The following is a 22,030-nucleotide window of genomic DNA, read 5'->3' as shown; positions in this document are numbered from 1 at the left end:
CCAAACAATCTGGATATGAACAATTTGACTAATATAGCCGAAAACGAGAATAAGGCTTTTGATGAGGAAAAGGTGGACATCAAAGGTCTTCTAATGAAGTTTGTTCGCAAGTGGCATTATTTTGCGGTTAGTATTCCGCTTTTTTTAGCCTTCGCTTTTGTTTTTGTAAGGTTTGCCACACCTATGTATAAGGTAAAGACAACCTTGTTTATAAGTGAAAAGGATAAGTCCAATCAAATTGACCCAAAAGACTTTATCAATAGTGCATCATTTTCAGCATCAAACGATAACATAGATAATGAGATAGGGATCTTGAAGTCAAACTTTCTTATCACTCGAACCTTAGGTCATTTAGATTTTGGGGTTTCGTATTTCGAAAAGCGAATGATAGGTCAGCAAGAAATTTACAAGTACTCTCCGTTCTTGGTGAAAATAGACTCTTTCAGTAGCCAAATAGCTGAGAAGCCTTTTGAAGTAAGGTTCTTAGGGAAAGATACTGTAGAGGTGAAAATTGAAGCTGAGAATTTTAGGCTTTATAATCCAATCGAAAATAAATTAGACCATAAAACGATAGCTCGTTTTGAATATGCCGATACGCTTATTATTGGAGAGGCGAGTGAGCATCCTTACCTTAATTTTAGGATAGAGGCTAATCCATTGTATGAGCCAAATTATGGAGATCTTTCTGAAGAAGCAGTTTATACTTTTGTTATTAGAAACCTAGATTTGTTTTCACAAGAATATGTGAAAAGACTAAAAGTATCCCCTATTAATAAAGATGCTACTATTTTGGAATTGTCGCTTGATGGAGCTATTCCTAATAAAGAAGTGGAGTTCTTGAACATGCTGACCGATCAGTATATTGAAAATGAAATAGAGCAGAAAAATAATACAGCAGAGAAATCGATCAACTTTATCGATAGGCAATTAGCACAGGTTTCAAGTTCACTTGAAGGGGCTGAAGATAATATGGTAAATGTGAAGGGGCAAGGAGGGTTGATGAATGCGAGCTTTGAAGCAGAGCAGACATCTAAGGAGATCAGCGACTTGGAAAACAAAATGCGTGAGATTGATTCTAAATACAAATACTATAAGTACTTAGAAAAGTATTTGAATGAAAATTCGGGTGCTAATGATGTGTTGGTACCTCCAACATCTATGGATGTGAAAAACACTGTTCTTAATGAGCTTGTAATTCAGCTTCAATCATCGTTGAATGACTTGGCAAGGTTAGATGGCGTAGCGGGTGAGAGTAATATGGAGCTGAGAAGAGTGAAGGGGGAAGTAGGGCAGCTCAAAAAGTCATTGAAGGAAAATGTGAAAAGCAGTATTAATGCTTCTCAGTTACAGTTGACTGAAGTGAGGAACCAAATAGCGGGTAAACAAGGTAGATTGAGCCAGCTTCCTTCTACGGAAAGAACATTAGGGCAGATACAGCGTGACTTTAACCTGAACGAAGAACTTTTCAACTACCTTATGCAAAAAAGAGCTGAAGCTGGCATTGCCAAAGCTTCTAATGCTCCTGATAACAAAGTTTTGGATGATGCGAGGCAAGTTGGCGACAAGCCAATTTCTCCTCAAAAACCAATTATCTTTGGTGCAGCATTTTTGTTAGCGTTGTTGCTTCCAATAGGTGTAGTATTGATTCAGGATTTCTTGCACGATAAAATAGATGAGCAAGAGCAAATAGAAAGGTTGACCAATATTCCGATAGTAGGTGTAGTTGGTAAGAAACGCAGCAAAGACAAAGACCTTAAGGATGATAGGACGTCTAACATTGCCGAGGCATTTAGGGCAATGCGTGTGAATTTGCAATTTATTGCCCCAGGCAAAGAGAAGCGGGTAATGGCTTTTACCTCGACTATCAGTGCTGAGGGTAAGACTTTCTGTTCGGCCAACTTGGCTACTATGCTGGCTTTGTCAGATAAAAAAGTTGCTTTAGTCGGTGCAGATTTACGTAAGCCAAGGTTATTTGAGCACTTTGAGCTCGGTGATGAAAAAGGTGTGACTGAGTTTTTGATTGGTGATGCAACGTTGAACGAAGTTCTTAGACCACAACCTCAAGTTTCGGAAAACCTAAGTGTGATAAATAGTGGTGTAGAACCACCTATGAACCCTGCTGAGTTATTAAGCTCAACTAACTTTACTGAGCTTATCGCTCAATTAAAGGCTGAGTTTGATTATGTGATTATTGATACTCCTCCTGTTGGCTTGGTAAGTGACTATTTCATCATCAAGGAATTGGTTGATGTTACGCTTTATGTTGTGAGACATGGTTATTCAAGAATCAAATTCTTGCAAGATCTTGACAAAGCATTCAAGGCTAAGAAATTCGATGATATTTCATTGGTACTCAATGGGGTGTCAACTTCTTCTACAGGAGGTTATTATGGATATGGTTATGGATATGGCTACAACTATAATAACTACTATAAGAAAGGTTCGAAAAGGAGGAACGTTAGAAGGAAAAAACACAATGTGGTAGGAAAGAAATCAAGTCTTTCTAGTTTGTTTAGCAGTTCTAAGAGTTCTGCCAAAAAGCCAAGGGCTAAGAAAAAACGTTCACGCTCAGGTGTAGCAGAATAAAATAGTTTATTCATGATAATTGAAAAGAGGCTTCGGCCTCTTTTTTTATGGGAGTATTCCCGTGTTCACAAATCGTTTGTTTTACTTTTTTTATGCGTCAAGATAGATGTAATAAATCTGTAAGAATCGTCAAGTTTTAACTTATGTGAATGTCTTAACAGGCTTAACATATATTTAGCATCTTAAATTGTTGTGCAATTATATTATTCATTTCTTTGTGTAAGGTATTAAACCTAACAGCAGAATGAGCCCTGCCTGAAGCAGATTTCTAGTTGTAATGTTTTGATGAAAATTAAAGCTAATTTCTAGGGATTTGCACTCATAATATTAAACTATACTGGCAAAGAAGATTTTTCTTCTTTCAAATTGTTTTTTTTGAAAATGTAAAGAATATAAATGGGCGATCCATTGTGGATTCTCTGCATTATTTAAAAAAGTTTTCCATTGATACAGGAGAATAAATTGGAATTTTATCTAATCAATCCATCATGAAATTAATCGAAACAAAACTATCTGGGGCAGTCATTCTTGAGCCTAGGGTTTTTGGGGACTCTCGGGGTTACTTTTTTGAGAGTTTTAACCTAGACCTATTTGAAAATCTTACAGGGCAAAGACCCGTGTTTGTTCAAGACAATCAATCTTATTCGAGTTATGGTGTGCTAAGAGGCCTTCATTATCAAAAAGGTGAGTATGCCCAGGCAAAACTTGTTAGAGTGCTTAAAGGCACTGTGATAGACGTAGCTGTTGATATTCGAAAAGGGTCACCTACCTACGGGCAGCATGTAGCTGTAGAGCTAAGCGAAGAAAATAAAAGACAACTTTTTGTACCAAGAGGCTTTGCTCATGGTTTTGTCGTGCTTAGTGAGACGGCTGAGTTTTTCTACAAGTGTGATAATTTTTATGCACCAGGGCATGAAGGTGGCATTATTTATAATGACCCTAACCTGAACATTGACTGGGGAGTGCCAGCTGATAAGCTTTTGGTGTCTGATAAAGACAAAAAACTTCCCCTTTTGGAGAATGCTACAAATGATTTCACACTAACCCCTCAAGCTTAATTTAATATGTCTGTAATTTTAGTAACAGGAGCTAACGGTCAGTTAGGGAGTGAGTTGCAGCTTCTTTCAAAAAGCAACAAAGATACATGGGTGTTTTCAGATGTTGATACCCTTGATATTACTAATTTAGAAGCTGTTCTTAAGGCGTTTGCTGATAAAAAAGTTGAATTTTGTATCAATTGTGCGGCTTATACTAATGTAGATAAAGCTGAGGTGGATGAAGCTATGGCGTATAAGATAAATGAACTTGGCGCTGAGAATTTAGCAAAAGGAGCTGCTCAAAATGGAGCGGCATTTATTCAGGTTTCAACAGATTTTGTGTTTAAGGGTGATGACTTTATGCCAATATCTGAAAGCCATGTGACAAACCCGATATCGGTTTATGGAAAAAGTAAACTAGCCGGTGAAGAAGCTGCATTGGAAAATAACCCAAAAACGGTGATAGTTCGTACCTCATGGTTATACTCCACATTTGGGGCGAACTTTGTAAAAACAATGATCCGCTTCGGAAAGGAAAGGGAGTTGTTGAGGGTTATTTCTGACCAAGTAGGAACTCCTACTTACGCAAGAGACCTTGCTTCGGCAATACTTGCCATCATAGAGAAAATCCAAAATCCTGAAAAGGGAGCAGAGTATGATGGGATTTACCACTTTAGCAATGAAGGTGTCGCTTCTTGGTACGATTTTGCCCATGCAATATTTGAGCTATCAGGAGCAACGGCAAAATTGGAGGCAATCCCTACTACAGAATACCCCACCCCAGCTGAAAGGCCACACTATAGCGTGATGAAAAAGCAAAAAATAAAGGATACGTTTGGTATTCAAATCCCACACTGGAGGGATAGCTTGAAAGCGTGCATGGCTGAGTTGGAAAAGTAATTTTATAATCAAGAACTTAAAAAAATAGATATAAATGAAATCGATATTAGTAACTGGAGGAGCAGGATTTATTGGAGCTAACTTCGTTCCTTATTTTGTTGAAAAATATTCTGATTACAGAGTTATAAACCTTGACAAACTTACCTATGCGGGTGATTTGGCAAACCTTAAAGAGATAGAGGAGGGTGATCGCTACAAGTTTGTAGAAGGAGATATTTGTAACAGAGATCTAATCGAGTTTTTATTTAGAGAATACGATATTAGAGGCGTTGTCCATTTTGCCGCAGAGTCTCATGTAGATAATTCTATTACTGGTCCAGAAGCGTTTGTAAGAACGAATGTGAATGGAACATTTACGTTGATAGATGTAGCTAGGAACTACTGGATGGATGCCCCTTTTGCCTTCAAAGAAGGGTACGAAGATTGCCGCTTCCACCATATTTCAACTGATGAAGTATATGGTACTTTAGGCGAAACGGGTTTGTTTACCGAAACTACTCCATATGCCCCAAACAGTCCTTATAGCGCTTCGAAAGCAGCGAGTGATTTGATTGTAAGAAGTTATTTTCATACGTATGGAATGGATGTGGTAACAACCAACTGTTCTAATAACTACGGACCTAAGCAGCATAAAGAAAAATTGATTCCTACCATTATCCGTAAGGCTTTGGCTCTAGAGCCTATTCCAATTTATGGAGATGGAAAAAATATCCGTGATTGGTTGTATGTACTTGATCACTGCAAAGGAATCGACTTGGTTTACCATACAGGTCAGAGTGGTGAAACGTACAACATAGGTGGCCGTAACGAGAGAAATAACCTTGAGATCTGCGATACTATTTGCCGCGCCCTAGATGCTAGCCAGCCAAGGGAAGATGGAAAGTCTTATAAAGATTTGATCACATTTGTGAAAGATCGTCCTGGACATGACAGGAGGTATGCTATTGATGCTACTAGGCTCGAAAATGAGCTGGGTTGGAAAGCCGATGAGAGTTTCGATACAGGTATTGTGAAAACGATTGATTGGTACCTTAATAATAAAGAATCAATTCTAACCCCAACTGCTCAATAGTAGATGACTGTCATGATCCAAAAGCTCAAGGATAAGCTTGGCAAAGATGCTGATCTTAAAGATATGTTGACTGGCAGTGCCGTCAACTTTATGTTCAAAATCTTAGGGGTGGGATTTACTTTCCTGCTCCAAGTTCTTGTCTCCCGTATGTATGGGGCTGAGGGTATGGGTGTATTTTCATTGTGCGTGGTAGTACTTCAGTTGTCGGCTATGTTTGGCAAGGCTGGGCTAGACCAGGCAGTGATGAAGTATAACTCCCAATACTCAGCACTTGGGCGGATGGATATAGTGAAAGAAATAAACATAAAGATCTTTAAGTTCGCTTTAGGGTCAAGTTTGTTGGTTACGGCAATCCTTTATTTTGTTTCGCCTTACTTGGCAGAATATGTGTTCAACAAGCCGCATCTTACATCTTATTTCCAGCTTACATCTTATGTAGTAGGTCCTTTCACTTTTGTATTTATTTTTTCAGAAAGCCTCAAAGGGTTGAGAAAAATAAAGTCATTTGCATTCTTACAAGAATGCGCACACTTCATCTTTGCAACAGCAATTTTGGTCATTATGCACTATTTCTATAAGAGTGATTATATACCAGAAGTAGCTTACATGTTGGGCGTGATGCTCACATTTATAATAGGAGCCATCTTGTGGTATAAGCAAACCGGTATAATGGGGCATAAAGCATCGGATGAGATCAGTTATAAAACTATTACTGATTTTGCTTTACCAATTATGGTTATTTACCTAATGGATGCTTTGTCAAGGTACATTGGTATTTTAATGCTGGGATCATTGGCCACGGAAAATGAAGTGGGGGTATTCAGTGCGATGGAAAAAATCACTGCACTTGTATTCTTACCTTTGATGGTAGTAAATGCGATTGTAATTCCTAAGTTTTCCGAGTTCTTTGCTAAAAACGATATGGATAAAATGGAGAAGTCTGCATTGCAAGCTGGCAAGCTTATTATGGGACTCACTGCTCCAATCATCATTGCCATCATCATTTTACCAGAGTTTATCTTAGGAATGTTTGGTGAAGAATTTAAAGTAAGTGTATATCCACTTTGGGTACTTTCATTAGGCAAGTTTGTATTTGCAGGATTGGGCTTAGCAGCTTCGGTATTGCAGATGACCGAAAACCAGCGAATTGTACGAAATGTACTTGTGGCTTCTACGGCACTCAATGTTGCATTGAATTACTTGCTTATACCTGAGTTTGGAGTGATGGGGGCTGCAATGTCAAATGCCATCGCTATGATTTCATGGAATGTATTGGTCCTCTTTTTAGTGAAAAAGAAGTTAGGGATTTTTATTCTGTACATCCCCTTTATCTCTAAGTTGAAATAAAACTAAACAACATACATCATGTACGAAAAATTGAGTAAGATCATCGGGTTTGTGAAGGCTAGGTTATGGGTGTTATTGTGGAAAGGTGGGTTTAAGTCTTTCGGCGCAGGTTCTGTTATTGGCGCTCCATTGCGAATAGATGGGATGAAAAATATTTCAATAGGTTCGGGTGTATATATCAGAGAAAAAGCATGGCTTTATACAGACACTTTACTCAGTGAGAATCCAAGTCTAAGCATAGGTGACGGAACGTATATTGGTCATTTGTTTCATGCAGTAGCCTTGGGAAATGTGACTATAGAGCGTAAGGTCATTATGGCCGATAAAGTGTTCATTACAGATAACTTTCATGGTTACAAAGATGTAGGTACGCCTATCATAGACCAACCATTGGAGCTAAAAGGCGATGTGACCATTGGCGAGGGGGCTTGGTTAGGAGAAAATGTATGTGTGATTGGGGCTAATGTAGGAAAGTATAGTATAGTTGGTGCAAATGCAGTAGTTACCAAAGATATTCCCGATTATTGCATTGCTGGGGGAGTCCCTGCCAAAGTGCTTAAAAAATACGATCACGCTAAGAAAGAGTGGGTGAGTGCTCGATAGTGAGGTTATTAGCACTGAAAATAAATTTGTTCTATAAAGAAAAGAGTTGATGAAGTTTAGAATAGGTCTTTTACGAGTAAATGTGACAGTGATCTCACTGATAATACTCTATGTATTTACCTTTCAAATTTTCTTTTATATAAAAGATCTTCCCATTCTTTATGCGATTTCCAAAGGAGGGGTGCCTATGCTAGGTTTTATGGTAACCTTCATTGTCTTGTTTGTTTGGAAGGAAAAGCCTAAATATTCTATGCAGGTATTTTGGTCTGCCATAGGCTTGATGGTGCTTTCTGCATTTACTGCTGCAATTCACTATGGGCAGCCATTGTCATATGGGCTAATAGCACAAGCTAAAATCTTCCCATTTTTCTTCTTTTTCTTGACATACGCAGCTTTGCGAGTGCTCAAGGCAGACCTGAAAGATATCACTCAGTCTTTATTGTGGTTTGGGTCGCTTACAACATTGTCGTACTTATATGTGAATCTTTTTGTAGATCCAAGACCTATTTTTGAAGCTAATTTCGATAGCCAACTGGTCTATTTTAGTTTTGAAAAGGGTTTTAGGTTTCTATTCGATATAGTACCAGGAATTATCGTAACTTTTTATTTTTTCCGTAAATATTTAATGGAGAAAAAGCCGCTTTACATTATTCCAGTATTGCTTTTCATCGTTTATCATGCTATTTACCAAAAGCAACGAGTTGAGTTGTTGACTTTGTTGTTAATATTGGGGTTATTGGCCTTACAAAAGGTTTCTCTCCCTAAAAAGATAGCGTTTATTTCTTTGTTCTCGTTTTCGTTTGTTTATCTCTTTACTCAGTTTGAGTATTTCAGCGTAATGCTTGATACTTCCAGTGGAAAAAGTGATTCGTTGAATGTGCGTATGAATACGATTGGACAAGCGACTGAATTCCTACTTGACAATCCTCTTAATTTTCTTTTCGGGTCGGGCTTCCTCAATCCACTGTTGTTTGATAAGACAGTTCAAGATATTTACGGGATTAACTTTTGGCCGGCAGATATTGGATGGCTTGGTATCACTTTCGAACTGGGTTTTGTAGGTGTGTTGGTATTTGTGTTTTTGTACCTTTCCGTTTTTAGAGCGGCAACTAGTATGAAGGATAATGAAGCTCCTCTTATGATGCTAGCGATTAAAGATTACATAATCTTTTCAATTATTTATTCAGTAATGGCATTGAAAATTGTATTTCAATCAGGGATTTTTATGTCCATACTGGCTATTCTTGTCTATGTAAGCCACCTCTTAGGCAAAGAGAAATTAGTAAAAATGAGGATCATTAACTAATGCTAACAACCTCGTTTTAATGAATTCCTTATCTTTATAACAAATTGATATTTAGTAATTTAAATTTATTTAAATAGAAGGTTAAGAATTTGTTTATTGAAAAACAATCTACTGAAATTATGGCAGAATCTAAAGTTTACATCACACTAGTTAACTGGAACAATTATAATGATACTGTAGAATGTATCGCTAGCCTAACAAAGCTTCAAGATCCAAACTTTCAAATTTTGATAGTAGACAATGGCTCTTCAAATGGCTCAGTTGAAGTATTCAAAGATTTAATGACAGGAGAGTGTAAGGAGCAGGAGTACACTGACTACCTTAAAGAGAAAATAGGTGATGTAGATATTACTGTTCTTAACGAAGATCACACTATTCAGTTTGAGCATAAAACCTCTAGAGAAAGCAATCCTTTTCAGCACCCTGTGCTTGTAGTTAACAAGTTACAAAATGCTGGTTTTGCAGGTGGGCAAAACGCTTGTTTTAAGTACATAATGGAGCAAGGAGATTATTCGTATGCTTGGATGCTTAACAACGATACGGAAGTAGTGCCAGATTCTTTATCTACTATGGTGACTGAGATAGAGTCTGATGAGAAAATAGGTATGGTAGGCTCTGTCTTGATTTATCACGGTGAAAAAGAGAAAATTCAGACCATAGGTGGAGGGAAGTTCTATCCACTATTGTCAGCTACAAAGCTTCAGTATAAGAATATGCACATTTCTGAGCTTGACAATGTTACAAAGGAAGAGGCAGTAGAAAAGCTTGATTTCCTTATGGGAGCATCCGTATTGGTTCGTAAGGAAGTACTTGATGAAGTTGGTTTGATAGACGAAGAGTATTTTGTGTATGTAGAGGAAATGGATTGGATGCACCGCATGAAAAAAGAAGGCTGGAAACTGTCTGTAGCTTTGGATAGCAAAGTGTTCCATAAAGATAGCTCAAGTACAAAAGACATCAAGGAGTTCTATTACTATCAGTTGAACAAGAACCACATGATCTTCCTGAAGAAGCACTATGGAATGTTCTATAATGTGGTATCGGTAGTTCCTGCTTTCCTTAATACTATGCGTATCACTCAAAAGAAGAAGAACTTGCGCTATACTATTAAAGGGCTGTATGAAGGTTTTACATACAAGGCTAAAAAAAAAATAGTAGCTTAACTTAATTAGAAAAGGCAAATTGTTCCTAGCTGAATAGGAGTACTTTGCCTTTTGTTTTATTTATCTGAACCTAGTTTTTTTGATAATGATGAAAACAATTGACATTCTGGGAATAGACGTGCTTAGCTCTACTACTTCCGAATTGTTAGAGGATTTGGATGTGCTTCTAAGTGCGCCTTTTAAGAAAGCCCATAGTCTAACTTTTGTAAATGCTCATACAGTAAACATTGTATGCGAACAGCCCGAAGCTAAAGAAGCAATCACTTCTTCTGATTTCGTCTTAAATGATGGAATCGGTCTTGATTTGGCTGCTTCTTATAAAGGAGAAAAGTTTTCTGAAAACCTCAACGGTACTGATTTTACCCCAGAGGTATTAGGCTTGTGCGAAAAGAAAGGATACAAAGTTTTCTTGTTTGGTACCAAGCAAGAGATATTGGAGGTAACGGTTAAAAATATAAAAGCTAAATTTCCAAATCTCAATATTGCAGGTTACCGCAATGGCTTTTTTACCAATGAAGATACGCCTTCCATAGTAGAAGAAATAAATGAGTCTGGTGCGGATGTGTTGATTGTAGCGATGGGTAACCCAAAACAAGAAATGTGGATTTATGAAAATAGGTCTGCGCTTAAAGTAAAATTGGCGATGGGTGTTGGTGCTTTTTTTGATTTCACTGCTGGAGCGGTTACACGAGCTCCAATGTGGATCAGAAAAGTAAAGTTTGAATGGCTTTACAGACTTTACCTAGAGCCTCAAAGAATGTGGAAACGATATTTGGTTGGCAATTTTAAGTTTATGTTCCGAGTATTGGCTGCTGGGAAATAAATAACACTCTCCAATAGAATATTTGTATAAGACTTTGAAAGTGGGCGTTGGTTTTGAACCTAGCTCACTTTTTTTGGTTACAAGCGTGAACGTTTTGAAATAATAACTATCCATTAACTTACTAGCATCTGACCATATGTTGCTCCACCGGTTATCAACCCTATCAAAAATCCTTATGCCCATCTATTTGGTGGTGCTGGTTTGGTTTTTATTTTTCTATACAGGAAACAGATTGATACCAAATCGTAATGATTACACCCTCAAAAGAGATGTAAATGCGATTCCCTTTGTGATGATAGGGCATTACATTGACAAATGCACTTGGGAAGAATCTGGCGAAGATGAATATGTTGAGTTTGCCGTGAATGTATTCGGGAATATGCTCTTGTTTATGCCTCTTGGCTTTTTATTACCATTTATGCGTTGGGGGAGTGAGAAAACAGGGTGGGTTTTGCTAATCTGTTGTGGCTTAAGTTTACTGATCGAGTCCCTCCAAATTTCATTGAGCGTAGGGAATTTTGATATTGATGATGTGATCCTCAACACTTGTGGAGGCTATCTGGGTTTGTTGGTTTACCGATTGCTTTACTACAAAGTGGCTTAAATTGATACATAACGATACGAACAGCCCCTAGGAACATAGTTCCTAGGGGCTGTTCAGTTTATCAGGAAGTGGTATTATTTACCTACTTCGCCATCTTTTACTTTTTGTTTCAATTCTTCATTGGCATAAATGGCAATTTCAACTCGCCTGTTTTGAGCTCTACCAATTTCCGAGTCATTTTTGGCAACTGGCTGTGTTTCGCCTAATCCTAAAGGTATTAACCTGTCGCTATTTAATCCTAAAAGCTTAGCGTATTCTACTACAGCTTTAGCCCTTTCTTCTGAAAGCCTAAGGTTATATTTTTCAGAACCTTCACTATCTGTATGGCCGGTTACCATTATTTCAGTGTCAGGATATTCTTCTAAGGTTTCTACCATTTTTTGGATACTTGACTTGGCTGTTGGTTTTAGGCCATCAGAGTCAAAATCAAACAAAATACCTGAACCAAAAGTGACTTTTATGCCTTCTCCCACACGTTCTACTTCCGCTACTTCTCCAAGTTCTTCTTCCAAGTCTTCTTTTTGTTTATCCATGTACCTGCCAATAGCCGCTCCGGTCACGCCACCAATGGCAGCTCCTAAAATTGCCCCTTGGGTTGTATTTCCAGATTTGTTGCCTAATACTCCGCCAATTGCACCACCTGCACCTGCGCCTACTGAACCCCCTTTGGCGGTATTGCTCCATGAAGAGCAACTGCTGTAGATAAAAATTGAGGTAAGTCCTATAGCTATTAAACTAATTATGTTTTTCATGATATCTTCTTTTGGTTTGAGAATTTGTAATGTTATTGGTTAGAAAAAAACTAGCGGTTTAAGGAGGGCTAGATTGAGTTAGTTCCTCGCACTGCTTTTATAGGTCTTAATAGATGGGGAAAATAAAACCTAGGTTGACATTAAACCCTCGGTTTCTGATGTCCAGATCATCGTCGGTAGTGATGTCTTTCATACCTAGCCCGTATCTTACATCGAGCAATAACCAATTTTCTTCAGATACTTTCATGTTTACGCCTGCTCCCAAAATTGCCCCAGCATCAATTGAGGAATAATTCTCCTCTGTATCTACCGAAACCCCTCCAACTTCAGCATTGTCTTCTGCGCCCATGATAAAGCCTGCATAGGGTCCTGCAAAAAGTCTTGGTCTAATCCTCTCACCGGGAAGCATAAATTCGAAGAGAACAGGTATTTCCAAGTAGTTGACCGTGCTCGACTCTAACAGTCCGTCTTTGTATTCCGTGCCTTTTCCCATATAGTTTACCTCACCCGTAACGGCAAAGTTTCCCGCGGACTCTTGGCGAATAAAAGCACCAAATGCAGCTCCTGGAGTCATCTTTACATCTGATTCAGCACCTTTGAATTCTGAGAAGTTAACCCCGCCTTTTAGGCCTAGGTAAGTTCCTTGTGCATAAGTTTTACTGAGGTTGCCGATGAATAATAACCCTAAAGTGGCTAGTATGGAGAATGCTTTAAGTTGTCTCATTTCAGTTTGTTTTTTTGTGGATAAATTAATTTTGTATTTTCCTTATCCTTACAAAAAAAGCATTCCTGTTTTTGGGACGTGAGGTGTTCTTTTTGTTTTATTCACCTGTAAACCAGTTTTTTGTGGTATTTAAGTCTAGCGTTTTGTATTTGGTGTAGAGCGGAAGGGGTGTGAATTTAATTCTACAAACGTGTTGTTTGATTCTACAAAATCGTGAAAAAATAGAAAGTATAGAACAAAAAAAGCCCCACGCACTAAGCGTAGGGCCAGATTAGTATAGTAGATTTTTTTTTATTGAACAGCGTCTTTAGTTGCTACTAAGTCAAACTCTACAGTGAACTCATCTTTGATGGTTTTGTCTCCCCACTGCTCTAACCCAGAGTGGAACATCATATCCCACTTTGTTCTATCCAATTTGAAAGAAGCTTTTGTGCTAATTCCAGTGCTATCAGCAGCAATAGTAGCTGGAAATGCAATTTCATTAGAAATATTCTTGATGGTCAAGTTTCCTTTTACAGAATCAGCAGTAACTTCAGAAATTTCGAAAGTTGCCATTGGGCTAGTTTCTACATCAAAGAAATCAGCTGACTTCAAGTGTCCTTCAAGTTTAGCTTTCATTTCATCTTTTCCCGCTAAGTCTTCAGATACGATAGTGTTAAGGTCGATATCAAAGCTTCCGCCTTTTACTTCACCACCTTCTACCGTAAAGCTGCCGCTAGCCAAGTCAACAGTACCGTTGTGATCGCCAGTCATTTTGGATGCGTGCCATTTGATTTTGCTATCTTCAGCAGAATAAGTGTACGTGCCATCTTCTAAGCTACCAGCAGGGGTTTCTTCGACTACAGCTACTTCTTCAGTTTCTGCAACTTCTTCTGTTTTCTTTGCACCACTACATGAAATAAGTGATACGATCAACCCAATAAGCAAGAGATTACTCAATTTAACAAGTTTCATTTTTTTTCTAAGTTTTAGTTTTACAATCAAAAATTGAGGTTATTTCCATTTTCAACTGGATAACTAATGACTTTTAAAATGGTTATTAAAATCCTTAAAATATTTCTCGAAATAATCATACCTGTTATGTAATAGGTTGTTAGTCAGGGTGTAAGTTGGGTTGGAGAGCTGGAAAAAATACCGTTCGTCAAAAATAATTTCCCTATTTACGTACAAAAGGTTATCATTGGAGAGCATTCAGTAAACCTAAACTATTATAGTATATGAGTATCATCAGGATGGTTTTAGCAATTTTATTACCCCCTTTGGGCGTATTTTTTACCGTAGGAATCCGAGGCGCTTTTTGGTTGAATATTTTACTCACGCTTTTAGGTTTTATCCCAGGGATAATCCATGCGGTATGGGTAATAGCCAAGCATGATGAGTAGAATATTTGTAAGTTTGGGATGTGGCAATCGTTTCGCTATTGCTTTAAAGCTTATATAAATTTTATCTGTTTCGCTGCAAATGATCATTTCAAGAACTTCACTTCGAAAAATCTTCTTTCGTGAAAACCTTAAAGCGGTTTGCCGCCGCAGTGATCTTTTCGCTTGGAAACCTGAAGTTTAAACAAGCTTTTATTTCTAACTTCATAAATAATAGAAAATGAAAATCTTGTTTATCGGCGGCACCGGGAATATATCTGCTGCTTCTACTCGCCTTGCCATTGAGAAAGGGTATGAGGTGTATTTGTTCAATAGGGGAAATAGACCAGTTCCTGAAGGGGCTAAGTCTTTGGTGGGGGATATAACAGACCTTGAAGGAACGAAAGCGCTTCTCAAAGATCATTATTTTGATGTGGTTGCAAATTTCATTGCCTTTACACCTGAAGATGTACAGCGCGATATTGAATTATTTAAGGGCAAGACCGATCAGTACATATTTATCAGTTCGGCTTCGGCATACGAAAAGCCTGCCTCCCATCCGGTTATAACCGAGAGTACCCCGCTCAAAAATCCATATTGGCAATATTCGAGGGATAAAATTGCTTGCGAAGACTTGCTCAATAAAGTGTATAGAGAAGAAGATTTCCCCATGACAATTGTCCGTCCTTCGCTTACCTATGATACCGTGATTCCCGTGGCCATTGGGAGTTGGGAAGATTTTACCATTATCGATAGGATTCGGAAAGGAAAGCCAATAATCATCCACGGGGATGGTTCATCGCTCTGGACCATTACGCATTCCGATGACTTTGCCATAGGCTTTGTAGGGCTTTTGGGGCATCAGCAGGCTATTGGGCATAGCTTTCATATCACTTCAGACGAGATTTTGACCTGGAACCAGATTTACGATGCGGTAGGTGCAGCAGCAGGTGTAACGCCCAAAGTAGTATATATCCCATCTGATTTTATAGCTAAATTCGACGATTTCCAAAAAGGAAACTTATTAGGGGACAAGGCTGTAAGCGTGGTTTTTGACAATACGAAAATAAAGTCATTTGTACCAGAATTCAAGGCGACTATCCCTTTTAAAGTTGGTATAAAAAGGACTGTAAAATGGTTTGAACAAGAATCTTCTCGCATGAAAATAATAGAAGAAAATAACCAGTTTATGGATAAAGTGATAGCCGCTTACCAGAAATAACTATTTTCCGAAAAAGATACTTTCTAAGCCCTTTTGAGATGATGTCAAAAAGGGCTTTTTTTATGCAAACCTATTAGCATTTTTATGGAAGAAAGCACTGAAAAAAAAGGGAAACGTAAAATTGAGGCAGGAGTGGTTATTGGCTTGGTCGCTATTTTGATAAACCTTACCACCGTATCGATCTATGTGTACGAAGCTAGGATCATGCAAACCCAACAAGAGGTTTCTGCATGGCCTTATTTAGAATGGCAGGTGGTTTATAACCAAAACGATGGGTTATCTGTGGAAGTGAGCAATAATGGGATAGGGCCTGCTCTCATCAAGTCGACGAAAATATTGTTAGAAGGCAAAGTGTATGAAAATATGGATTCGATGTTTGTAGGTTTGGTTGGCACGACGAAGTTCCCTCACCTTACGGGAAGGGTAGAGAATAGGGTGTTGCCAGCAGGAAAAAGTATAAGGTTGCTCAAAGTTACGGATAAGATATGGGCAGAAAAAGTCAATTATTACATGCTGCAAAAGGGCTTTGGTTATGAAGTTTGTTTTGAATCTATTTACGGAGAAGCGTGGACTTGTACTGGCTTAGAAGTGGAAGAAAGTAAGTGTAAATAACCATCATTTTACAAATGATAGGTGATAATGTATAATATTTGCTGTTTTTTAAATGATTTTACCAAACTTTTGTGAATAGACTGATATTAACAAATAGGCTGAGTCGTTAGTTTTCTTATAAAAGGACAGATAAATATTAATAAAGTAATATTTGTATTGCCATGGATACTACTCTTAGGTAATAAGGTATTAGATCGTGAAAACTAATTACTTATAGCGCTATTGCTATGGGGTATTTTGAGAGAACACTTATGAATCCAAAGAAGCTATTGTTTTTTGCGCTTATATTGTTTCCTGTATTAAGCGTATTTGCCCAAGGCACGGAGTCCAAAAAAGCACTGAAGCTCTACGAAAGTGCTCAGAAGTACAAGCAGTCCCGCAACTTCGATAAGGCAATAGAAGAACTTGAAAAGTCGGTACGTATTGATCCAAACTTTGCCGATGCTCACCGTGAGCTGGGTTATTTTTATTTGGTTCTCCGTGAGGTGAAAAAGTCGCGGGTTCATTATGAAAAAGCTGCAGAGCTTGCTCCAGATAATAAGGATTATATTATTCCGTATATCATGGTGGCTCAGTTCCACATTGGTGATGGGCTGTACAGCTCGGCAAAGGTGAACGCAGAGAAGTTTCTGTCTTTTAACCCCAGTACTCGTTACCAAAGAGATATCAACCTTGCAAAAAAGATTATTGCCACTGCTGATTATGCGCTAGAGGGCATGAAAAACCCTCTGAATTTTAACCCTACACCTCTCTCAAAAATAGTGAATAGGTATTCTCAACAGTACTTTCCTGTACTCACTGCCGATCAGAAAACATTGATATTCACCGCAAGGGTAGGTCACAACGACGAGAACATGTATGAAAGCCAGTTTGTAGATAGTGCTTGGCAAGAGCCTGTCTACATGGAGGAACTGAATACACATTTCAATGAAGGTACTTGCAGTATTTCTGCCGATGGTAAAACCTTGATTTTCACAGCTTGTGAAGGCTCTAGGGAAAGGCAAGTAATAGGTGCTTGTGATTTGTTTATTTCCAGAAAAGTAGGTGGGGTTTGGAGTAAGCCAGAAAACATGGGCAATGTGGTGAATGGAAGGTCGTGGGAATCGCAGCCTTCGTTGTCTGCCGATGGAAGAACGCTATATTTTGTATCGGACAGGAGCGGGACATTAGGTGGAAATGATATTTGGGTTACGAGGATGAATAGTGATGACCAATGGACACATCCAACTAACCTTGGCAATCCTATCAATACGCCTGGTGATGAGGTTTCTCCTTTTATTCATGCAAATGGAAAAACTTTGTTTTTTTCTTCAGATGGCTTAATGGGCTATGGAAAGCTAGATTTGTTTCAAACAGAATTGGAAAATGAGACTTGGGCTGAGCCTTCTAACCTAGGCTATCCAATAAACGATCATAATGCTCAGGTTTCTTTGTTCATTTCGGCTGATGGGCTAAAAGGATTTTACTCGCATGAGGACATCCAAGATGGAAGGGTAATCAGTAGCGTGCTTACAAGTTTTGATGTACCCGAAGAAATCCGAATCAAAAATATTAGCGATTATGTGAAGGGAAAAGTATTTGATGCAGAAACGAAAGAGCCGCTCGGTGCTAATATCGACCTTACGGACATCGTATCTCGAGATGTGATTAGTAATGTAGTTTCCGATCCAAAAGATGGCGATTACCTCATAGTACTTACCGAAGGTTCGGAATATGCCTTGCATGTGCAAAAGAAAGGGTATCTATACAAAAGTTTGAGTTTCAATTACAGTGAAAAGCATCAGAATGGAATAGAGCTAGATATATATTTGGATCCGATAAAAGAAGGCTCAACAGTAACGCTTAGCAATATTTTCTTCGAATCTGGTTCTTATGAGTTGCTGCCAAAATCAAAGACAGAGTTACTCAAGTTGATCCAGTTCCTAAAGGAAAATGAGGACATGAAAATAGAGATTGGTGGTCATACAGATGATGTGGGCAGCGATACGGACAATAAAGTTCTTTCGCTCAATCGGGCAAGGTCAGTGGTGCAGTATCTTGAAAGTGCGGGTGTTCCCGAAAAAAGAATGACTTATAAAGGATACGGAGAAACCGAACCTGTAGCTAGTAATGAAACAGATGAAGGGAAAGCTCAAAACCGTAGAATTGAATTTAAAATCATCTAGTTTTTTTGCAAAGTTTAAATGGCAAAAGAGTTGTTACATGTTGGTGTAACGGCTCTTTTTGTGTTTTATTAAGCTTGTTTTCTTTTTGTGGACTTCCTTTTTTTTAGGCGTGCTTTTTACCAGTTTTTTTTAGAAAAAAATATCTTGAACAAATACTTCTTCCTTTCTCTAAAAGTAAAGATGGTGCGGTTAAAGAGAATATTTTTTCATCCTATTTAGTGAGTTGATAGCCAGTAGGGTACAAACCTTTATGTAAGAAATCCTGATTTTTTGCGCACATTTTTTGCAAAGCTCCGTATAAACGTACTTGTATCAACCAAATATCTTATGAAGGCTAATTTAAAAGTATTCTTATTTTTTATCACTTTGGTAACAGCTCCTTTGTTTTTCTTTTCTTGCGGAGGCAATGATCCTGACCCTGTAGATGTAAATAGTTGCAATACGCCGACTACTACCGAAGAAAATGGGGTTTTCTTGACTTTCCGCACCAGCGGATCGGCTAATCCGGCAAATGTTTCTGTGTTATTTAATGCACACCAGCGTGTAGGAAATGATACAGTACCTGTAAAAGACTTGAAAGTAGCTAATATTAGTGTATTTGAGAATGGCGATCCTATTTCCCCTTTCGAAAGTGATTTTGGGATTTTGCCAAAGCCTAATATTTTTAAGTCACATACGCTTTTGGTGCTCGATTTGAGTGGTAGTGTAACCTCAACTTCGCTTACGGAGCTAAAAGCGGCAACGGTTAGTTTTATCCAAGAGATCGTCCCTACGACAGACAGCGATGAATTTGGTGAGGTAGAAATGCAGATTATGTGGTTTGACGGTGGGGCAAAACTCAACACATTGGTCGCTTTTACTCAAGAGCGCTCTAAGCTGATAGCTGGTGTTGAAAATATTACAGAAGACCTAAGCAACGATAACTCGACCAACCTCAATGGTGCGGTGATAGAGGGTGTAAGTATTATGGAAAATGTATTAGGACAGGGCGGAAGCATCATTAGAATGGGATCTATTGCGGTGTTTACCGATGGTTCTGACCAAGCAGGAAGGAGAACAAAAACTGATGCATTGAAATCTGTGGCTCAGGCGCAATCAAAAGGAATCATCATGAACACGATTGGTTTGGGAGGCTCTATCAATGAAACCAATCTGGAAGCATACGGACCAGACGGCTTCTTTTTTGCCCAAGATGTGAACGAGCTTGGTCCTAAATTTAAAGAGGCAGCAGGAATAATCAGGGCTGAAGTGAACAGTACTTATCTGTTCCAATATTGCTCACCAAAGCGTGCAGGAAGCCATGAGTTACAAATAAAAGTAGATTATGGTGACCAAAGTGGCTCGCTAACTACCTGTTTTTCTGCCAACGGGTTTTCTGGCGGTTGTGTAGTAGAAGGAAAGTAGTCCGAATAGAAGAATATTAACTATCAGGCCAGTGTTGCGAAAGCAATGCTGGCTTTTTTGTGACTAGAAGTAGTTTTTCAAATAATACTCGCTGTACTCCTCAGGCTTTATCAAATGTGTCCCATCAGAAAACAGCGTGCTATCCAAATAAAAGAGTTCGTCGAAATAGCTGTTGAACTCTGTTTCCATTCCACATTCGATAGCCTCGCTCTTGTCTAGCTGTTCCACCAAGCCCTTTTTGGCATTAGAAACAGGAGCAGGAAGTATTACGATATCAAACCCATTTTTCTCTGAAAGCTCTTTTATTTTTGAGAGATATTCTACAGAAATAGGAGATAAGAAGGTGAAGTCGAGCGAGTCTGTAGAAGTAAAATTGGGTGCCCATGAGGTGACCAAAATATGAGGTACTTGGGAAAAGTTACTATAAGGGATTTTTGCGATTTGTTGTTTTACCGTTTCTGTGAACAATGGCTGGTACTGGGGTTTGTCAAACGGTTTTAGGAAATAGTGGTAGGTAAAGTTCTGGTCGAGGTTGTTGTCAAAAACAAGAGGACTGAAAAGCATAAAAAGAGTATCTATTTCATTTCCAGCTTCTAAGTGATTTTTCAATAAAATATATTGCCCTACCATGCTGATAGACTGGTTGCTTGTGAGGTAATTGACAGAATCGTTTTTTGCATGGTTAGGAAAAAGCTGCATTCCCACGCTGTCTCCTATCAGTACTTTTTTAGCAGGGTTCTTTTTTTTGCTTTTCGCAATGGCATCGTAGATTTCATGACCAGGGTAATCATAGGTGTAAAGTCCTGATTTTAATACCAAAAAGGACATCAGTTCAATGAATAACAAAGAAAGAATGATATATAAACCCGTTCTGGAAAGAAATTTTTTCATGCTCTCAATTAAAACTGGAAATAGATGAATTCCTGTTGGTCTCCTTGGAAATAGAAGATGAAAAATGCGATAATAAGATAGAAAACCCATCGGGCAGGGGTGCTCCATTTGAGTCCTATTTTCTCAAGTGCAAATTTATTTTCCCTGCCAGTCCATTCAATAATGCAAAAGAGAAAGATTAGGGCTAATGTGACCAAAGCATGCCGCATACCTATAAAATTTGGCGCAATTAGTGATGATTTTGAAAAAATAGTTGCTATGTACTTTGTGGCGTGGTCGATATTTTCAGCCCTAAAAAATATCCAAGCCAAAGTGCTCAGTAAAAAGGTTGCGAGAATCCCTGCAAATTCCCGAATGGTCGGGAAAATCTTTCCTTCAGCTACCACGTCTGTGTTTTTCCTATTTATGTTGAAGAGGAGCAGCGGCAAGAAGTAAATTGCATTGAGTGTTCCCCAAACAATATAGGTCCAATTTGCCCCATGCCAAAATCCGCTCACGATAAAAACCACAAATGTGTTTCTGACTTTTTTTAAGATATTTCCACGGCTTCCGCCCAAGGGGATGTAGAGATAATCTCTGAACCAAGTAGAAAGAGAAATGTGCCAGCGCCTCCAAAATTCTGCAATGTCTCTGGAGAAATAAGGGAAAGCAAAGTTTTGCATCAGGTCAAAGCCAAACAGTCTGGAGGTACCTATGGCAATGTCAGAATATCCCGAAAAGTCTCCGTAAATCTGAAAGGCAAAAAAGACTGCTCCTAGCATCAGCGTGCTTCCCGAGTAGGAGCTGGAATTGTTGAAAATGAGGTTTGCCAGCTCAGCGGCATTGTCTGCTATCACCATTTTTTTGAACAGTCCCCAAAGGACTTGTCTTAGCCCATCAACAGCTTTGGCGTATTCAAATTCTCTTTTTTTATAAAACTGGGGAAGGAGGTGGGAAGCCCGTTCTATGGGACCAGCTACTAGTTGTGGAAAAAAACTTACAAAAGCTAAAAATGAGATAAAGTCCTTTGTGGGGCTCAGCTTTTTCTTGTAAATATCTAAGGTATAGCTAAGAGTTTGGAAGGTATAAAAACTGATGCCCACAGGCAAAATGATGTGTAAAGAACTGCCTTGTATGGGCGTTCCCATGAGGGAAAATGCACTTTCAACATTCTCTAAAAAAAAGTTATAGTATTTGAAAAAGCCCAAAAAACCGAGGTTGACAGTTATACTAGTCCAGAGAAGTATCCTTCGGAAGTGTTCATTTTTTTGCTTGTGAAGAGCCAGCCCAACTGAATAATCTACAACAGAACTGAAGAAAATGAGCGAAAGAAAGCGCCAGTCCCACCAACCATAAAACACATAACTGGCAACAACTATCAATAGGTTTTGTAAGCGAAGATTTTTATTGGTAACCAACCAGTACAAAAGGAAGACAACAGGAAGGAAGATAGCGAAGTCTAGTGAATTAAAAAGCATGTTG

General features: G+C 38.6%; 20 protein-coding genes. 15 read left to right on the top strand and 5 right to left on the bottom strand.

Annotated features, from left to right (window positions below):
- The first annotated feature begins 15 nt into the window (after nucleotides 1–15).
- The 10 genes from R9C00_20270 to R9C00_20225 all read left to right on the top strand — a co-directional run bounded on the left by R9C00_20270 (nucleotide 16) and on the right by R9C00_20225 (nucleotide 11,441).
- On the top strand, nucleotides 16–2,586 hold the full coding sequence (locus tag R9C00_20270; protein WPO34038.1) for a polysaccharide biosynthesis tyrosine autokinase: 2,571 nt from the start codon (nucleotides 16–18) through the stop codon (nucleotides 2,584–2,586).
- A 488-nt stretch (nucleotides 2,587–3,074) separates the two neighbouring features.
- Nucleotides 3,075–3,644, top strand: coding sequence for a dTDP-4-dehydrorhamnose 3,5-epimerase (gene rfbC, locus R9C00_20265; GenBank protein ID WPO34037.1), 570 nt, complete (start codon nucleotides 3,075–3,077; stop codon nucleotides 3,642–3,644).
- Between the two features lie 6 nt (nucleotides 3,645–3,650).
- The gene (rfbD, locus tag R9C00_20260) at nucleotides 3,651–4,523 is read left to right on the top strand and encodes a dTDP-4-dehydrorhamnose reductase (protein WPO34036.1); all 873 of its coding nucleotides are present in this window, start codon (nucleotides 3,651–3,653) and stop codon (nucleotides 4,521–4,523) included.
- A gap of 34 nt (nucleotides 4,524–4,557) precedes the next feature.
- Nucleotides 4,558–5,595 carry a dTDP-glucose 4,6-dehydratase gene (rfbB, locus tag R9C00_20255; GenBank protein WPO34035.1) on the top strand — a complete coding sequence of 346 codons (1,038 nt, stop codon included), beginning with the start codon at nucleotides 4,558–4,560 and terminating at the stop codon, nucleotides 5,593–5,595.
- 3 nt (nucleotides 5,596–5,598) lie between these two features.
- The gene (locus R9C00_20250; GenBank protein WPO34034.1) at nucleotides 5,599–6,942 is read left to right on the top strand and encodes a flippase; all 1,344 of its coding nucleotides are present in this window, start codon (nucleotides 5,599–5,601) and stop codon (nucleotides 6,940–6,942) included.
- Between the two features lie 18 nt (nucleotides 6,943–6,960).
- Nucleotides 6,961–7,545: a hypothetical protein gene (locus R9C00_20245; protein WPO34033.1), complete on the top strand. Its 585-nt coding sequence runs from the start codon at nucleotides 6,961–6,963 to the stop codon at nucleotides 7,543–7,545.
- Nucleotides 7,546–7,594: 49 nt separating this feature from the next.
- A complete protein-coding gene (locus tag R9C00_20240; protein ID WPO34032.1) occupies nucleotides 7,595–8,851 on the top strand; it encodes a hypothetical protein in 1,257 nt (418 codons plus the stop codon).
- 119 nt (nucleotides 8,852–8,970) lie between these two features.
- Nucleotides 8,971–10,014, top strand: a complete 1,044-nt coding sequence (locus tag R9C00_20235) for a glycosyltransferase family 2 protein (GenBank protein ID WPO34031.1) — start codon at nucleotides 8,971–8,973, stop codon at nucleotides 10,012–10,014.
- An 85-nt stretch (nucleotides 10,015–10,099) separates the two neighbouring features.
- A complete protein-coding gene (locus R9C00_20230; protein ID WPO34030.1) occupies nucleotides 10,100–10,837 on the top strand; it encodes a WecB/TagA/CpsF family glycosyltransferase in 738 nt (245 codons plus the stop codon).
- 175 nt (nucleotides 10,838–11,012) lie between these two features.
- On the top strand, nucleotides 11,013–11,441 hold the full coding sequence (locus R9C00_20225; GenBank protein ID WPO34029.1) for a VanZ family protein: 429 nt from the start codon (nucleotides 11,013–11,015) through the stop codon (nucleotides 11,439–11,441).
- Between the two features lie 74 nt (nucleotides 11,442–11,515).
- Here the strand turns inward: R9C00_20225 and R9C00_20220 are convergent, their stop codons facing one another.
- The 3 genes from R9C00_20220 to R9C00_20210 all read right to left on the bottom strand — a co-directional run bounded on the left by R9C00_20220 (nucleotide 11,516) and on the right by R9C00_20210 (nucleotide 13,871).
- Entirely contained in the window at nucleotides 11,516–12,193 is a 678-nt protein-coding gene (locus R9C00_20220; GenBank protein WPO34028.1) for an OmpA family protein, read from the bottom strand.
- 106 nt (nucleotides 12,194–12,299) lie between these two features.
- Nucleotides 12,300–12,917 (bottom strand): porin family protein, encoded by a 618-nt coding sequence (locus R9C00_20215; protein WPO34027.1) that lies wholly within the window; start codon nucleotides 12,915–12,917, stop codon nucleotides 12,300–12,302.
- 291 nt (nucleotides 12,918–13,208) lie between these two features.
- Complete coding sequence (locus tag R9C00_20210; protein WPO34026.1) at nucleotides 13,209–13,871, bottom strand: YceI family protein; 663 nt, start codon at nucleotides 13,869–13,871, stop codon at nucleotides 13,209–13,211.
- Between the two features lie 263 nt (nucleotides 13,872–14,134).
- Here R9C00_20210 and R9C00_20205 point away from each other — a divergent pair, with 263 nt between their 5' ends.
- From R9C00_20205 to R9C00_20185, 5 genes are all read left to right on the top strand, one after another.
- Nucleotides 14,135–14,299, top strand: a complete 165-nt coding sequence (locus R9C00_20205) for a YqaE/Pmp3 family membrane protein (protein ID WPO34025.1) — start codon at nucleotides 14,135–14,137, stop codon at nucleotides 14,297–14,299.
- A 217-nt stretch (nucleotides 14,300–14,516) separates the two neighbouring features.
- Nucleotides 14,517–15,497, top strand: a complete 981-nt coding sequence (locus R9C00_20200) for an SDR family oxidoreductase (protein ID WPO34024.1) — start codon at nucleotides 14,517–14,519, stop codon at nucleotides 15,495–15,497.
- Between the two features lie 84 nt (nucleotides 15,498–15,581).
- Nucleotides 15,582–16,109: a hypothetical protein gene (locus R9C00_20195; protein WPO34023.1), complete on the top strand. Its 528-nt coding sequence runs from the start codon at nucleotides 15,582–15,584 to the stop codon at nucleotides 16,107–16,109.
- A gap of 251 nt (nucleotides 16,110–16,360) precedes the next feature.
- Nucleotides 16,361–18,274, top strand: coding sequence for an OmpA family protein (locus tag R9C00_20190; GenBank protein ID WPO34022.1), 1,914 nt, complete (start codon nucleotides 16,361–16,363; stop codon nucleotides 18,272–18,274).
- A 327-nt stretch (nucleotides 18,275–18,601) separates the two neighbouring features.
- A complete protein-coding gene (locus R9C00_20185; GenBank protein WPO34021.1) occupies nucleotides 18,602–19,678 on the top strand; it encodes a VWA domain-containing protein in 1,077 nt (358 codons plus the stop codon).
- A 63-nt stretch (nucleotides 19,679–19,741) separates the two neighbouring features.
- On the opposite strand, the gene R9C00_20180 is transcribed toward R9C00_20185, so the two are convergent.
- The gene (locus R9C00_20180) at nucleotides 19,742–20,569 is read right to left on the bottom strand and encodes a hypothetical protein (protein ID WPO34020.1); all 828 of its coding nucleotides are present in this window, start codon (nucleotides 20,567–20,569) and stop codon (nucleotides 19,742–19,744) included.
- Nucleotides 20,570–20,577: 8 nt separating this feature from the next.
- Nucleotides 20,578–22,026: an MBOAT family O-acyltransferase gene (locus R9C00_20175; GenBank protein WPO34019.1), complete on the bottom strand. Its 1,449-nt coding sequence runs from the start codon at nucleotides 22,024–22,026 to the stop codon at nucleotides 20,578–20,580.
- Between the last annotated feature and the right edge of the window lie 4 nt (nucleotides 22,027–22,030).

Source organism: Flammeovirgaceae bacterium SG7u.111 (assembly GCA_034044135.1).
Taxonomy (GTDB): domain Bacteria; phylum Bacteroidota; class Bacteroidia; order Cytophagales; family Flammeovirgaceae.
This window is presented reverse-complemented; position numbering and strand designations above follow the sequence as displayed.

Excerpts from the sequence above, each read along its gene's own strand:
- R9C00_20270 (WPO34038.1), top strand. The coding sequence starts at position 16 with ATGAACAATTTGACTAATATAGCCGAAAACGAGAATAAGGCTTTTGAT.
- rfbC (WPO34037.1), top strand. The coding sequence starts at position 3,075 with ATGAAATTAATCGAAACAAAACTATCTGGGGCAGTCATTCTTGAGCCT.
- rfbD (WPO34036.1), top strand. The coding sequence starts at position 3,651 with ATGTCTGTAATTTTAGTAACAGGAGCTAACGGTCAGTTAGGGAGTGAG.
- rfbB (WPO34035.1), top strand. The coding sequence starts at position 4,558 with ATGAAATCGATATTAGTAACTGGAGGAGCAGGATTTATTGGAGCTAAC.
- R9C00_20250 (WPO34034.1), top strand. The coding sequence starts at position 5,599 with ATGACTGTCATGATCCAAAAGCTCAAGGATAAGCTTGGCAAAGATGCT.
- R9C00_20245 (WPO34033.1), top strand. The coding sequence starts at position 6,961 with ATGTACGAAAAATTGAGTAAGATCATCGGGTTTGTGAAGGCTAGGTTA.
- R9C00_20240 (WPO34032.1), top strand. The coding sequence starts at position 7,595 with ATGAAGTTTAGAATAGGTCTTTTACGAGTAAATGTGACAGTGATCTCA.
- R9C00_20235 (WPO34031.1), top strand. The coding sequence starts at position 8,971 with ATGGCAGAATCTAAAGTTTACATCACACTAGTTAACTGGAACAATTAT.
- R9C00_20230 (WPO34030.1), top strand. The coding sequence starts at position 10,100 with ATGATGAAAACAATTGACATTCTGGGAATAGACGTGCTTAGCTCTACT.
- R9C00_20225 (WPO34029.1), top strand. The coding sequence starts at position 11,013 with ATGCCCATCTATTTGGTGGTGCTGGTTTGGTTTTTATTTTTCTATACA.
- R9C00_20220 (WPO34028.1), bottom strand. The coding sequence starts at position 12,193 with ATGAAAAACATAATTAGTTTAATAGCTATAGGACTTACCTCAATTTTT.
- R9C00_20215 (WPO34027.1), bottom strand. The coding sequence starts at position 12,917 with ATGAGACAACTTAAAGCATTCTCCATACTAGCCACTTTAGGGTTATTA.
- R9C00_20210 (WPO34026.1), bottom strand. The coding sequence starts at position 13,871 with ATGAAACTTGTTAAATTGAGTAATCTCTTGCTTATTGGGTTGATCGTA.
- R9C00_20205 (WPO34025.1), top strand. The coding sequence starts at position 14,135 with ATGAGTATCATCAGGATGGTTTTAGCAATTTTATTACCCCCTTTGGGC.
- R9C00_20200 (WPO34024.1), top strand. The coding sequence starts at position 14,517 with ATGAAAATCTTGTTTATCGGCGGCACCGGGAATATATCTGCTGCTTCT.
- R9C00_20195 (WPO34023.1), top strand. The coding sequence starts at position 15,582 with ATGGAAGAAAGCACTGAAAAAAAAGGGAAACGTAAAATTGAGGCAGGA.
- R9C00_20190 (WPO34022.1), top strand. The coding sequence starts at position 16,361 with ATGAATCCAAAGAAGCTATTGTTTTTTGCGCTTATATTGTTTCCTGTA.
- R9C00_20185 (WPO34021.1), top strand. The coding sequence starts at position 18,602 with ATGAAGGCTAATTTAAAAGTATTCTTATTTTTTATCACTTTGGTAACA.
- R9C00_20180 (WPO34020.1), bottom strand. The coding sequence starts at position 20,569 with ATGAAAAAATTTCTTTCCAGAACGGGTTTATATATCATTCTTTCTTTG.
- R9C00_20175 (WPO34019.1), bottom strand. The coding sequence starts at position 22,026 with ATGCTTTTTAATTCACTAGACTTCGCTATCTTCCTTCCTGTTGTCTTC.